This window comes from Streptomyces sp. NPDC040405, assembly GCF_055595765.1.
The window spans coordinates 410,928-424,276 of the sequence record NZ_JBVIVI010000003.1 but is presented as its reverse complement, the minus strand read 5'-3'; the positions used below and the strand labels follow the sequence as shown (position 1 = coordinate 424,276).

General features: G+C 69.1%; 9 protein-coding genes. 1 reads left to right on the top strand and 8 read right to left on the bottom strand.

The annotated features are described in order from the left end of the window. Nucleotides 1-69: 69 nt before the first annotated feature. The 6 genes from ACZ59A_RS15550 to ACZ59A_RS15525 all read right to left on the bottom strand — a co-directional run bounded on the left by ACZ59A_RS15550 (nucleotide 70) and on the right by ACZ59A_RS15525 (nucleotide 9,597). Nucleotides 70-1,956, bottom strand: a complete 1,887-nt coding sequence (locus ACZ59A_RS15550; RefSeq protein ID WP_470958580.1) for a glycoside hydrolase family 9 protein — start codon at nucleotides 1,954-1,956, stop codon at nucleotides 70-72. 118 nt (nucleotides 1,957-2,074) lie between these two features. Next, nucleotides 2,075-4,120, bottom strand: a complete 2,046-nt coding sequence (locus ACZ59A_RS15545) for a glycoside hydrolase (protein ID WP_470958577.1) — start codon at nucleotides 4,118-4,120, stop codon at nucleotides 2,075-2,077. Nucleotides 4,121-4,227: 107 nt separating this feature from the next. Then, complete coding sequence (locus ACZ59A_RS15540; RefSeq protein WP_470958574.1) at nucleotides 4,228-6,294, bottom strand: beta-galactosidase; 2,067 nt, start codon at nucleotides 6,292-6,294, stop codon at nucleotides 4,228-4,230. 43 nt (nucleotides 6,295-6,337) lie between these two features. Beyond that, nucleotides 6,338-7,678, bottom strand: a complete 1,341-nt coding sequence (locus tag ACZ59A_RS15535) for an ABC transporter substrate-binding protein (protein ID WP_470958571.1) — start codon at nucleotides 7,676-7,678, stop codon at nucleotides 6,338-6,340. A gap of 40 nt (nucleotides 7,679-7,718) precedes the next feature. After that, the gene (locus ACZ59A_RS15530; protein WP_470958568.1) at nucleotides 7,719-8,666 is read right to left on the bottom strand and encodes a carbohydrate ABC transporter permease; all 948 of its coding nucleotides are present in this window, start codon (nucleotides 8,664-8,666) and stop codon (nucleotides 7,719-7,721) included. 4 nt (nucleotides 8,667-8,670) lie between these two features. Beyond that, nucleotides 8,671-9,597 carry a carbohydrate ABC transporter permease gene (locus tag ACZ59A_RS15525; RefSeq protein ID WP_468045063.1) on the bottom strand — a complete coding sequence of 309 codons (927 nt, stop codon included), beginning with the start codon at nucleotides 9,595-9,597 and terminating at the stop codon, nucleotides 8,671-8,673. A 193-nt stretch (nucleotides 9,598-9,790) separates the two neighbouring features. Here ACZ59A_RS15525 and ACZ59A_RS15520 point away from each other — a divergent pair, with 193 nt between their 5' ends. After that, the gene (locus ACZ59A_RS15520; RefSeq protein ID WP_470958565.1) at nucleotides 9,791-10,888 is read left to right on the top strand and encodes a LacI family DNA-binding transcriptional regulator; all 1,098 of its coding nucleotides are present in this window, start codon (nucleotides 9,791-9,793) and stop codon (nucleotides 10,886-10,888) included. Nucleotides 10,889-10,955: 67 nt separating this feature from the next. On the opposite strand, the gene ACZ59A_RS15515 is transcribed toward ACZ59A_RS15520, so the two are convergent. Both ACZ59A_RS15515 and ACZ59A_RS15510 read right to left on the bottom strand, forming a co-directional pair. Beyond that, nucleotides 10,956-12,551: a solute symporter family protein gene (locus ACZ59A_RS15515; RefSeq protein WP_470958562.1), complete on the bottom strand. Its 1,596-nt coding sequence runs from the start codon at nucleotides 12,549-12,551 to the stop codon at nucleotides 10,956-10,958. Continuing rightward, entirely contained in the window at nucleotides 12,548-12,943 is a 396-nt protein-coding gene (locus ACZ59A_RS15510) for a DUF485 domain-containing protein (RefSeq protein WP_468045059.1), read from the bottom strand. The genes ACZ59A_RS15515 and ACZ59A_RS15510 overlap by 4 nt, the downstream gene beginning before the upstream one ends. Nucleotides 12,944-13,349: the final 406 nt, after the last annotated feature.

Sequence of the window (13,349 nt, the reverse complement as noted above, 5' to 3'; positions counted from 1 at the left end):
CGACCGTGGCGTTTGCCCGCACACGCTAGGCGCGAGGACACCACGCCACCATGAACAGATGCCACACGGTCAGGGCCGCTGATCAGACATCTGCTCAACGTCGTCGAGGTAGGAGGTCACCCAGGCCAGCGGCGCGTTCCAGTTGATGGTGATCTCGTTGGTGGAGAACGCCATGATGTCGTCGACGTAGCACATCGCCGGGGCGCAGCCCTTCAGCTTCTTGCGCGCGACGGGGTCCTCCAGCTTGGAGTCCGGGCCACCGGCCAGCGAACCGCGGGCCGGGCTCGGCAGCCTGGCGTCGAGCTGATGCGCCCAGAAGCGGTGGTGCTGGCGGTGCGAGTTCCGTTCGCCGTAGCCGGTGACGTAGGACTGGTTGAGCGGATTGCCGCCCAGCAGGTAGTCCATGCCGCGCAGCACCGCGTCACGGTAGCGGATCTTGCCGGTCAGCTCGTGCGCGGTGGCGAGTACGACCATGTTGTTCAGCACCTGGCTGTTGGAGCCCCACTCGTACGCGCCGCCCTTGGGTGCGTACGGAACGCCGTAGGCCGACTTCGCGGAGTCCGCGGCGTAGCGGTCGGCGGCCTTGACCACCGTGGCGCGCGCGGCGGCGCGCTGCTTGTGGTCGAGCTTGCCGGGCACGGTGGCCAGGTCGAGCGCTCCGAGGCCCGCGGTGGCCGACCAGGACAGGCCGCCGCCGCGCGGGAAGAGCGCGTCGACGTCGCCGTGCAGCGGTGAGCGGAGGACGGCCGTGCGGTAGGTGTCCTCGCCGGTGGTGAGGAACAGCTCGGCGGCGGCCCAGTAGAACTCGTCGCCGACGTGGCGGTCGCCGTACGCGCCGCCCCCGGTGGAGTCCTTGTCGCTGGCGAACATCTTCGGATGCTTCTTGGCCGCGGCCCAGGCGGTCCGGGCCGTGTCCAGGCACCGGGCGGCATAGTGCGGGTCGTAGGGCCGGAAGAGGCGGGCGCACTGCGCGGCGGCGGCCGCCAGGTTGAGGGTGGCGGCGGTGGACGGCGGGCGCAGCACACGCGGCTGCCGGTCCTGGTCCGGCCGCGTCGGGAATCCGGTCCAGCGCTTGTCGTGCACCTTGTGGAACGCCATTCCGGCGTACGGCTTGCCCTGGGGGACCTGCATGCGCATCAGGAAGTCCATCTCCCAGCGCGCCTCGTCGAGGATGTCCGGGACGCCGTTGCCGCGCTCGGGCACCCGCAGCTTGCCGTCACCCAGCGCGTCGCCACCGGCACCGTGTGTGGTGCGGGTGCGCTCGTACGCGGACATCAGCTGGGCCACCGAGATGCCGCCGTTGACGACGTATTTGCCCTGGTCACCGGCGTCGTACCAGCCACCGGAGACATTCCGCCGGTAGTCGGACCCGTGCCAGCGGAACGGGACGGCGGTGTCGCCGCGGTGCGGAGCGGCCTTGTCGTGGCCCGCGGGGCGGGCGTACTTCCGGCCGACGAGATCCTTGTCGATCTTGATGCCGCTGCGGTTGTGGTAGAAGTACGCCAGCGCGTCGCCGCGCAGTGAGTCGTAGAGGCGGTCGCCGATGGTGAACGGCTCGCTCTTCTTCCCGTCGATGGTGACGGTGTAGCCCTCACCCGCGTCGGTGACCTCGCTGAAGTCGAAGGTCTGGACGCGCTGCCGGGAGCTGGGGTCGACGCCCGCGGGGGTGGTGACGCCGCTGGCGCGCTCGGTGCCGTCGGCCGCCTTGAGCGTCCACGTCAGGGGCTTGGTGGCGCCGGTGACGACGGTGCCCTTCTTGGGGCCGTAGGTCAGATAGCCGACCTGGTTGACCCGCACCGGGGAGCCGGTACGGACCGTGGGGCCGGGCTTCTCGGCACCCGGCCGGGCCCTGTGGTCCACGGCTCCGGCGGCGGGTGCGGCCAGGGCTCCGAGCGCCAGGCTCGCGGCGATGGCCGCGCCCAGCACGCGCGGGCGTCGTTCGACGTGTATAGCCATGCCCCAGAGCCTAAGAATCCGGGCTGACCTGCGGCTTCGTACGCTTAGTCGAAATCTTGCTACGCACATCGACCGAGGCCCGCCTACCTCAATTGAGGTAGGCGGGCCTCGATGGCGGTCAGCTCACCTCGGAAACCTTCCACCGCTGGTTCGGGCCGGACGTCGGGGTCCAGGTGGTGACGGCGGCGCCGTCGTTCGTGGCCTGGCCGCCCACCTCCAGCAGTCGGCCGGTGGCCGCGTTGACCAGGGTCCACGTGCCGTCACCGGTGGTCGACATGATCCACTGGGTGGCCTTGTCACGCTTCCCGTGGTCCGGCTCCAGCACCGGGGCGCCGTCCCGGACGGCCAGCCGCTTGCCCTCCACCGGGTTGGTGAACACATACCGCTGCCGGTTGCCGGTGTCGCCGCTGATCTGGCGCAGCCGCCACTGCTGGCCGCGAGCGGCGGTGTCCGCGCCCTTGATGACCAGCTTGGTGCCGTCGTCCGCGACGGTGAGCGCCTTGCCGCTCTGGACACCGGTCAGCCCGTACGTGTGGCCCTTCCGCAGCTCGGCGGCGTCCTTGGCCACCCCGGACACGCCCTTGACGAGGAAGGTCGTCACGGACTGGGCGGGTGCGGTGAAGGTGGCCTTCTTGCCGGTCACCTTGATGGCGTCCCGCCGCTCCAGCTTGCCTTCGGCGCTGGTCACCACGGGGGTGACGGTCGCGTGGCGGCCGACCTTGCCGAACTTGGACAGGTCGACGGTGACCGCGCGCTCGGCGGTGCCGCTGTTGACGTGGACGACGGTGGCCGCGTCACCCTTCTTTGAGACGGCCGCGGCGCTGGAGGTGTCGTCGGTCTTGATGAGCCGGTCGCCGGGCTTGATGTAGTGGGTGAAGTTGCGGGCCGTGTCGAACTTGGTGTTCGTCCGGATGGGGCAGGTGTCGAGCGTGTCCTTGGAGGTGCAGCTGAAGGGGAGCTGGATGCTGCCCCAGTTCCCGCCCTTGGCCGACTCCCCGCCGGGCTTCATGTTGTCGTAGTCCTCGACGGGCTGCCAGAACACCCAGGCACTGGGCTCCAGTTCGCGGAGGTCGTCCACCATCTGCCGGGCGAGCCCGAGGCCGGGCCGCATGTCGGTGAAGCTCTGGCCGTCGCCCCAGTCGCCCTCGACCTCGCTCATCCACAGCGGCTTGTCCGCCGCCTTGGCCAGGTCGCGCACGCTGGTGCGGCCACCGGTGCCGTAGGTGTGCACGTTCATCTGGCCGACGAGGTCGCGCACCGCTTGCGGGTAGGTGTTCCAGTTCTGGGTGAAGATGCTGGGGTTGGTCTCGTCCATCGCGGATATCTTCGCGCCGGTCCGCGCCTTCTTCAGGGCGGGGGCCAGCGCGCTGATCACCTTCTGCTGGACCTCGGGGCCGATGTGCGCCCCCTCCTGCCGTCCGCCGACCGGCTCGCCGTCGGCGCCCAGGCGGGTGCCCCAGTAGTTGGTGTTGGGCTCGTTGAACGGGTCGACGGTGTCGACCTTGATGCCGTGTGCCTTCTCCAGCCGCTTGGTGACGCCCGCCATATACGCGGCGAAGTCGTCGACGGACTCCGGCTTCAGCTGCTCGTCGGTGGCGTTGAAGCTGCCGGAGACATAGCCGCTCTCGGTCATGAACCACGGCGGCGAGTTGCTGAACGTCTCCCAGTGGTCGATGTCGCCCTTGATGCGGTCGACCCACCAGCGCTGGGTGGCGTCGGCGTCCGGGTTCCAGTCGGCCTTGTCGTCCGCGCTCCACCAGTCGGTGTCCTCGCGCGTGGTGCCCGCCGGGGCCTTCCACCAGCCCTCGACCGCTCCCCCGGCGCGGAGGTAGTCCTTCACATCGGGGGCGTTGCCGCCACCGATGTTGTAGCGGGCGATGTTGAGGGCGAGGCCGCTGTCCCCGAAGAGCAGCTTGGCCAGCTTCTCGCGGATCTCCTTGGGATAGTCGCCGGTGGCGTTGGCGAACCAGACCAGGCTGGTGCCCCAGCCCTCGAATCTCTCCGCCTTGTACGAGGGGTCGGGCGAAACGGTGACGGCGTCGGCCGTCGCGGCCGCCGGGGCCTGCGCGGTCACCGGTGGCGCGGTGATCAGGGCGGCCCCGGTGGCCAGTGCGGTGACGGAGATGCTTCCCAGCAGTCGTCGTGTGCGGGTACGGCGTGCCAACGTGTGCTCCCAACTCGTGTGCGGACGCTTGGGTGGACCGGCCGCCGTGCCCGCGCGGGCGACGACGGAGTTTCAGGAGGCGGTGACAGACGTGGCGGGTCCCGCCGTCAGGTCGTGGGCTGTCGCAGTACGGCGACGCCCCTGGGGGCCAGGACGAGCGCGCCGTCGTCCCCGGCACCGCCGGTCAGGGGTTCCCCGGCGAGCCCGGTCAGTGGCACCGCCGCGTCGGTGCGGTTGACCAGGAACAGATAGCGGCTGCCGCCGCCGTGGCGCACGGCCAGCTCCACGCTTCCCCGGGCGCCGTCCGGCAGTTCGCTGCCGACCCCGGCGGGCGCGAGCAGCCCCGGCAGCAGTCCGGTGAGCCCTTCCGCGCCCAGCCGGGTGGAGACGTACGCGGCCGATCCGCCGCCCACCGCGCGGCGGGTGACGGCGGGGCGGCCCGTGTACGTCCCGCTGCGGTAGTGGGCCAGGACCTCCACCTCGGGGTCGGTGACGGTGATCCGGTCGGTCCACAGGGTGCCGGTGGCCGTGCCGTCGGCTACGGACCGGGCCTCGATCTCGACGCTCTCGCCGTCGAGCAGCGGGCCGAACTCCTCGATGCGGATGCCGAGCAGCTCGCTCAGGGCCCCCGGGTAGCCGCCGAGCCAGATGTGGTCGTTCTCGTCCACCACACCGGAGAAGTAGGTGGCGATCAGATGGCCGCCCTGCTCGGCGTACCGGGTGAGGTCCTTGGCCAGCGCCGCGGGGACCATGTGCAGCACGGGCGCGATCAGCACCTCGTACCGGTCGAGGCCGGTTTGTGCGGTGATGACGTCGGCCCGGATGCCGAGGGCGAGGAGGGCGGAGTACCAGTCGAGCGCTTCCTGCCGGTAGTCGAGGAGGGAGGTCGGGTGGGAGTCCTGTTCGCTCGCCCACCACGACTCCCAGTCGAAGACGATCCCGACCCGGGCCGGTTCGCGTGTCGTACCCGCCACCGGGGCCAGGGTCTTCAGGGTCTGCCCGAGCGCGGCCACCGCGCGGAACACCTCGCTGTCGGGCCCGGCGTGCGGCACCATCGCCGAGTGGTACTTCTCGGCACCGGCCGCCGACTGCCGCCACTGGAAGAAGCACACCGCGTCGGCGCCGTGGGCGACGTGCAGCAGCGCGTCCCGGGCCAGCTCGCCCGGCCGCTTGGCCACGTTGACCGGCTGCCAGTTGACGGCGCTGGTGGAGTGCTCCATGAGGAACCAGGGGCGGTGGCCGGAGATGCCGCTGACGAGGTTCGCGGAGAAGGACAGCTCGTCGCGGTCCTGCGGGCCGGGATGGACGTAGTGGTCGTTGGAGACGAAGTCGATCTCACCGGCCCAGTCGGCGTAGTTCATGCCCTTGGTGCCGCCCGTCACCATGAAGTTCGTGGTGACCGGAATGCCGAGGGTGAGGTCGCGCAGCAGGTCCCGCTCCGCGCGCAGATGCTCCTTCAGCGCGTCGGAGGAGAAGCGCTTGAAGTCCAGCTGCTGGGTGGGGTTCGGGTGGGAGGCCGCCAGCCGGGGCGGCAGGATCTGCTCCCAGGCGCTGTACCGCTGGGACCAGAACGCGGTGCCCCAGGCGTGGTTGAGGGCGTCGAGGGTGGTGTAGCGGGCGCGCAGCCAGTCGCGGAAGGCGCGGGCGGCGTCGTCGGAGTAGTCGTAGATGTTGTGGCAGCCCAGCTCGTTGGAGACGTGCCAGGCCACCAGGGCGGGATGACCCGCGTACCGCTCGGCCAGCTTCCGCACCAGGCGCAGCGCGTGAGTGCGGAAGACGGGCGAGGTGGGGCGCCAGTGCTGCCGCGCCCCCGGCCACACCGTCTCACCGGAGGCGGTCACCGGGAGGATCTCCGGGTGCGCCGTGGTGAGCCAGGGCGGCGGGGACGCGGTGGCGGTGGCCAGGTCGACCCCGATGCCGCCCGCGTGCAGCAGGTCCATGATCTCGTCGAGCCAGCCGAAGTCCCACGTGTCCTGGGCCGGCTGGACGCGGGCCCAGGAGAAGATCCCCACCGAGACGATGGTGACACCGGCCTCGCGCATCAGCCGGATGTCGTCCTCCCACACCTCGCGCGGCCACTGCTCGGGGTTGTAGTCCGCGCCGTAGCCGAGGCGTGGGGTGGTGGTGGCACCGTCCGGCCCATGCGGAGGCTGGGACTGGAGGGTGGAGATCATGGTGGTCCTTCCGGTGAACCGTACGGGGCGGCGCGGGGGCTGGTTACTTCTCGACGGTGAAGCCCTGCTCTTCTCCGTACTTGACGGAGGCGTCCTGCCAGGACTTCAGACCGGCGGCCAGCTTGGTGTTCGAGACGTACGCCTTGCCGACGGTGTCGTTGAAGATGTTGTTGGCGTAGACCTGGTACGGCAGGTACGACCAGCCGCGGCCTACGTTCGCGGCCGACTCGGCGAAGATCTTGTTGGCCTTCTGCCCGCCGAAGTACGGGAACGCGGTGTCCTGGAACGCCTTGGACTCCAGGTCCGCGGTGGTCGCCGGGAAGGCGCCCTCCTTGATCCGGGTCTGCACGCCCTTGCCCGCGGCCGCGTACTCGGCGAAGGCGTAGGCGAGTTCCTTGTGCTTGCCGAGGGTGGGCAGGGCCAGCGAGCTGCCGCCGTTCTCCGCGGTGGTCCTGTCCCCCGCCTTCCACTGCGGCAGCGGTGCCGCGCGCCAGTCGCCGGAGGCTCCCTTCACACCCGAGGCGAAGTTGGCGGGCATCCAGGCGCCGGCGGTCAGGGTGGCGATGGTGCCGTCACCGAGGCCCTTGTACCAGTCGTCGCTCCAGCCGGTGATGGGCGCGAGCAGCTTGTCGTCGAGGAGCTTCTGCCAGGTGTCGGTGTACTTCTTGGCGCCCGCGTCGGAGAAGTCGATCTTCACCTTGGTGCCGTCGACCTTGTACGGGCGGGAACCGGCCTGCCACAGCATGCTGGTGGCGGTGCCGCCTTCTCCCGTGTCAGCGGTGATGTACGCCTTGGGGTCGGCCTTGTGCAGGTCGCGGGCGGTCTTGACGTACTCGTCCCAGGTGGTCGGCACCTTGAGCTTGTACTTGTCGAAGACCTTCTTGTTGTAGAACATCGCCATGGGTCCGGAGTCCATGGGCAGGGCGTAGACGTCCTTGCCGGACTTCACGGAGTGCCACGGGCCCGGGGAGTACTTGCCCGCGAGCTTGTCGGCGCCGTACGGAGCCAGCTTGTCGAGGGCCTTGGTCAGGGCGTACTCGCCCAGCGCGTAGTACTCGATCTGGGCGACGTCGGGGACGCCCTTCTTCGCGGCGATGGCGTTCTGGAGGGCCTTGTACTGGTCCTTGTTGGTGCCCGCGTTGACCAAGTTGACCTTGACCTTGGGGTGTTCCTTCTCGAAGTCCTTGGCGACCTTCTTGAGCGTGGGCTCCCAGGCCCACACCGTCACGGTGCCGCCCTTCTCCAGGGCCGCGTCGATGTCCTTGGCGGACACCGGCTTGCTGTCGGCGGCGCTGTCGTCGGAGCCGCCGCAGGCGGTGGCTCCGAGGGTGAGGGCGGAGACCAGGGCTATGCCGCGCAGCAGGCGGCGAGTGTTCATGCGCATGGGCGTGCTTTCCACTTCTTCGTGGTGCGGGACGGTGGGGCTATTCCTTGACGCTTCCGGCGGCGAGCCCGGACTGCCAGTACTTCTGGAGCAGGAGGAACGCGGCGATCAGCGGCACGATGGTGATCAGGGAGCCGGTGATGACGAGGTTGAAGACGGCCTCGCCACCGGCGGTCGCGGCCTGCTCGTTCCAGCTGTGGAGGCCCAGCGTCAGGGGATACCAGTCCGGGTCCTTGAGCATGATCAGCGGCAGGAAGTAGTTGTTCCAGGTGGCGACCATCGTGAACAGCAGGACGGTCACGATGCCGGGTGCGAGCAGCGGCAGGACGACCGTGAAGAACGTACGCACCTCACCGGCGCCGTCGATGCGCGCGGCCTCCAGCAGCTCGACGGGGACGGCCTCGGTGGCGAAGACCCACATCAGGTACAGGCCGAACGGCGAGATGAGGGACGGGATGATCACCGCCCAGGGGGTGTTGGTCAGCCCCATCTCGCTGAACATCAGGAAGGTGGGCACGGCCAGCGCGGTGCCGGGCACCGCGACGGCGCCGATGATGACGGCGAAGACGGCACGCTTGCCCGGGAAGCTGAACTTGGCCAGGGCGTAGCCGCCGAGCACCGCCAGCAGGGTGGCGCCACCGGCCCCGGTCACCACGTACAGCAGGGTGTTCAGCAGCCAGCGGGTGAAGACGCCGTCGTCGTAGGTGAACGTCTCGCGGATGTTGTCCCACAGGGCGAAGTCGCCGCTGAACCACAGCCCGAACGACCGGGCCAGTCCCTCCTGGGTCTTGGTGGCGCTGATGACCAGCCAGGCGAGCGGCACCAGTGAGTACAGCAGGACCAGGCCGGTGAGGACGGTCAGCAGCACGCTGCGGCGCGGGCGGCGGCCCTCGGTGCGCTTGCGCGGCACGCGCAGCCGGGGCGCCGGCTTCGGGGATCCGGCCGTGGCGGGTGCGGGCCGGGAGGCGGTGGTGACGGGGCTGCTCATCGCTTCACGCTCCCTTGCGCATGCCGCGCAGCTGGACGACGTAGGCGATGACCATGGTGATCAGCCCCATGATGATGGCGACGGTCGCGGAGTAGTTGTGCTGCTGGCCCGAGAAGGACAGCGAGTAGGTGTAGAAGTTCGGGGTGTAGTCGGTGGTGATGGCGTTCGGCGCCAGCTTCTGCAGGATGTTCGGCTCGTTGAACAGCTGGAAGGTGCCGATGATCGAGAAGATGGTGGCGATGACCAGGGCGCCCCGGATCGCGGGCAGCTTGATGGCGGTGATGACGCGGATCTGCCCGGCGCCGTCGATCTCCGCGGCCTCGTACAGGGAGTGCGGGATGACGCGGAGCGCGGAGTAGAAGATCAGCATGTTGTAGCCGACGAACTCCCAGGTGACGATGTTGCCGATGGAGGTCAGCACCAGATCGGGTGACAGCGGGTTCGGCAGGGACACCCCGAGGGCGTCGTTGATGTCGCTCACCAGGCCGAAGCGGTTGCCGTACATGAACCCCCACATGAGGGTGGCGACCACGGCGGGCACCGCGTACGGCAGGAAGATCGAGATCCGGAAGAAGTCCCGTCCGTATAGCCGCCCGCTGTCCAGCGCGAGGGCGACGAGCAGGGCGATGCCGAGCATGATCGGCACCTGCACCAGCAGGAACAGCGACACCCGGGTCAGGGACGTCCAGAACCTGTCGTCCTGCAGGGCCTGCTGGTAGTTGTCCAGGCCGACGAACGTGTTGCCGCCGATGAGCTGGTCGCGGAAGAGGCTGAGGTAGACCGAGTAGGCGATGGGGGCCAGGAAGACGAAGGCGAAGACCACCACGAAGGGACCGATGAATCCCCACCCCGTCCAGGAGCGGCGGTCCCGTTTCGCCGGAGGCCGGGTCGGGCCCCGTTTCACGGCGGCGGGGGGCTGAAGCGTCGTCATGTCGTTCCTCGCTCGTCCATCTCGGAACCGGCGCGATGCGCCGTCGCGATGTTTGCGTAAACATCACGCCGGTCAAGGAAGCGCGGAGGTGTTATGTTTACGTAAACATCTGATGGCGGAATGTCTACACTGCCCCAATGACGGTGGTCAAGAGCCGTCTGACAAATCCAGGACACACGCAGCGAGGGAGACAGTGGAAGCAGCGGACAGCCCCTCGGCGGGCGGCCCCTCGGCGGACGGTCCCCCGACGGACGGCGGCATCACCCGGACCCGGGCCGCCCGGCGCGCGCAGCGCGCGTCCATGGCGGACGTGGCCCGTCTCGCCGGTGTCTCCGCGCAGACCGTCTCCCGGGTCTCCAACGGCTTCCCCGGTGTCACCGAGGAGACGCGGCGGGAGGTGCTGGCGGCCATGAAGCAGCTCGGCTACCGGCCCAACAGCGCCGCACGGGCGCTCAAGCGCGGCGAGTTCCGCACCATCGGCGTCATCACCTTCACCCTCTCCACCACCGGCAATGTGCGCACGCTCGAAGCGATCGCCACCTCCGCCGCCCACGAGGGCTACGCCGTCACCCTGCTCCCCGTCGCCGTCCCCACCCAGGACGAGGTACGGGGCGCCTTCTCGCGGCTGGGCGAACTCGCCGTCGACGCCGTCATCGTCATCATGGAAGTCCACCTCCTCGACGCGGCGGCGCTCTCCCTGCCGCCCCACGTCCAGGTCGTCGTGGCCGACTCGGACGCCGGAGACCGCTACACGGTGGTCGACACCGACCAGGCGGGCGGCACCCACGACGCGGTGGACCATCTGCTCGGCCTCGGCCACCGCACCGTATGGCATCTCGCCGGGCCCGAGGGCTCCTTCGCGGCCCAGCGCCGCGCCGACGCCTGGCATACGGCGCTCACCGAGGCCGGGTGCGCTCCGCCACCGCTCGTACGGGGCGACTGGTCGGCCGAGTCCGGCTACCGGGCCGGGCTCGCGCTCGCCGCCGAGGAGGACTGCACGGCGGTGTTCGCCGCGAACGACCAGATGGCGCTGGGCCTGTTGCGCGCCCTGGACGAAAAGGGCCGGAAGGTGCCGGACGACGTGAGCGTCATCGGCTTCGACGACATCCCCGAGGCCGGGTCGTTCCTGCCGCCGCTGACCACCGTGCACCAGGACTTCGCCGAGGTCGGACGCCGCTGCGTCGAGGGCGTGCTGCGCCAGATGCGGCAGAGCGCCCCGGGCCGCGGCACCACCCTCGTCCCCACCCGGCTGGTGCTGCGCCGCAGCACCGCGCCGCCGCCCGCGCGGTAACAACGGCCGAGGCCGGTACGGGGAGTCGGCGTGCTCCCCGTACCGGCCTCGTGGTGCCGGATTCCGGCTAGACCTTGCTGCCGATTCCGGTCAGCGACCGCACTTCCATCTCCGCCTGCTTCTCGGGGTCCGCGGGGTCCTTGCTGAGGACCGTGCCGAGGAAACCGCAGAGGAAGGAGAGCGGGATCGACACGATGCCCGGGTTGGTCAGCGGGAACCAGTGGAAGTCGACGTCCTTGAAGATGGCCGTCGAGGAGCCCGAGATCGCCGGTGAGAAGACGATGAGGATGAGCCCCGACGCCAGGCCGCCGTAGATGCTCCACAGCGTCCCCGTCGTGTTGAACCGCTTCCAGTACAGGGTGTACAGGATGGTCGACAGGTTGGCGGACGCGGCGAGCGCCAGGGCCAGTGACACCAGGAAGGCGACGTTCTGGCCGCTGGTGACGATGCCGCCGACGATGGCCAGGACGCCGACCGCGATCGCCGTCAGCCGGGCGACCCGGATCTCGGACCGCGCGTCGGCCTTGCCCTCCCGCATCACGTTCGCGTAGACGTCGTGCGCGAACGAGGCCGACGCGGTCAGGGTCAGACCGGCCACGACCGCGAGGATCGTCGCGAAGGCCACCGCGGAGACGATGCCCAGGAGCACCGCACCGCCGACCTTGAACGCGAGCAGCGGTGCCGCCGAGTTCTCCCCGCCGGGTGCGTCCAGGATCGCTTCGGGGCCGACCAGCGCGGCGGCGCCGTAGCCCACGACCAGGATGCCGAGGTAGAAGATGAACATCGACCAGGAGCACCACACCACCGACCGGCGCGCCTCCTTGGCGTCGGGCACGGTGTAGAAGCGCATCAGCACGTGCGGCAGGCTGGAGATGCCGAGGACCAGCGCCAGGGACAGCGAGACGAAGTCGAGCTTGTCCATCGCCCCGTCGCCGTACCAGCCGCCCGGTTCGAGCAGGCTCTGCCCCAGCGGGCTGCGCTGCGCGGCCTGGTCGAGGATCGCCGAGAAGCTGAAGCCGAACTTCCCCACGATGAACACGCTCATGAAGGTCACGCAGAGCAGGAGCAGACCCGCCTTGATGATCTGCACCCAGGTGGTGCCCTTCATGCCGCCCACCAGGACGTAGAAGACCATCACGAGGCCGACGCCCGTGATGACGAGGGCCTGCCCGCCCTTGCTGTGCACGTTCAGCAGGAGGGCGATCAGCCCGCCCGCGCCCGCCATCTGGGCGAGCATGTAGAAGAACGTGATCACCAAGGTGGCGTTGGCCGCCGCGGCGCGCACCGGGCGCTGCTTCATCCGGTAGGCCATCACATCGCCCACCGTGAACCGGCCGGTGTTGCGCAGCCGTTCACCGACGAGCAGGAGGGCGACCAGCCAGGCGACGAGCCATCCCACGGAGTACAGGAATCCGTCGTAGCCATGGACGGCGATCGCCCCGGAGATCCCGAGGAAGGACGCCGCGGAGAGGAAGTCTCCGGAGAGGGCGATGCCGTTCTGCACTCCCGTGAACGCGCTGCCCGCGGCGTAGTAGTCGGCCGCCGACTGGTTCCGGGTGGTGGCCTTGTAGACGATGAACAGCGTAATCAGGACGAATACGACGAATACGCTGACGTTGATGACCGGGCTGCCGGTCGCCTCACCCGCGATCTGCAATGTCATTCCTTGTCGGCCCCCGCCAGCTCGCGCACCTTGTCCACCTGCGGGTCGATTTTCCTGTCGGCGAACCTCCGGTACAGCAGCACGATCGTCATCGTCGACACGAACTGCAGCAGACCGAAGAGGGTCCCCATGTTGACCGAGCCGAACACCTTACGGCTCATGAAGCCATGACCATACGCCGAGAAGAGCGCGAAGGTCATGTACCAGCAAAAGAAGAGCGCGCTCATGGGGAAGACGAACCGGCGCAGCCTCTTGCGCAGCTGGTCGAATTCCGGGCTCGCCTGAATCTCGGCGAAGTCGGGCTCACCGTTTCCATTGCCGCGGTCGGCGAACCCCGGTCCGGTGGCCCGCTCGGATGAAATAGGCGCGGGAGGCCGCACCGCTTTCGTCATGGCCCTACTCCCGGGAGTTTCGGGCAGGAGAATTCGTACGTATCTGCCTGCAGTGGATGGTGGGGAGGAGGAGCAACCCGCAGCCCCATGGCGGGGTCAGTGTAGTAAGGCGCCGGATGCAGTCAACGGCCGGGGATACACCGCGGGATGACCCGGGCGGGGATGTACCGGGAGCACCCGTTTCAGATGACTGCGTGCCACATATACACCTGTGCCGACCTTGTGATCACCTGTCAGAACTTCTCCGGATGTGCGCTTTTCCCGATCCTTCCTCCTTTCGGTCCGTCTGACCTGGTGCCACGCGATGACGGCAGCCCAGAACCGCCCGACTTGCGGATGTTTCGTGAACGGGAGATGCATGCGATGTGTCGATGTTGGTTGATCGCCCCATCTATGCGAACGTGTG